This window comes from Streptomyces sp. SID13726 (assembly GCF_010548375.1).
Taxonomy (GTDB): Bacteria; Actinomycetota; Actinomycetes; order Streptomycetales; family Streptomycetaceae; genus Streptomyces.
In genome coordinates this window covers 1-400 of record NZ_JAAGLY010000754.1, presented here as the reverse complement: position 1 = coordinate 400, position 400 = coordinate 1, and the positions used below count along the sequence as shown (strand labels likewise).

1 protein-coding gene is annotated in these 400 nt (G+C 73.0%); it reads left to right on the top strand.

Features of this window, described 5'->3' with window-relative positions; genetic code table 11:
* Positions 1 to 400, top strand: a 400-nt coding sequence (locus G3I78_RS50125; RefSeq protein WP_164437339.1) for a class E sortase, incomplete at both ends; no start/stop codon positions are given.

Sequence of the window (400 nt, the reverse complement as noted above, 5' to 3'; positions counted from 1 at the left end):
GAGACCGCCGCGTACCCGCCGGGCCGGGCCTTCGCCGAGATGTACGTACCGCGCTTCGGCCCGCGCTGGAACAAGCCGGTCCTTGAGGGCACGGGCACGGAGCTGCTGAAGAAGGGCCTGGGCCACTACGCCGGCACGGCCCGGCTCGGCGGCACCGGGAACTTCGCGGTGGCCGGCCACCGGCGCACGTACGGGGACCCCTTCAAGGACATCCCCAAGCTGCGCCCCGGCGACCTGGTGATCCTCAAGGACGCCGCCGGCTGGTACACGTACACCGTCCGCAGCGAACCGCTGCGCACCGTGCCCACCGACATCGCGGTGGACGACCCGGTGCCGCGCCGGTCCACCTTCCCCGCGCCTGGGCGGTACCTGACGCTCACGACCTGCGATCCGGAGTGGG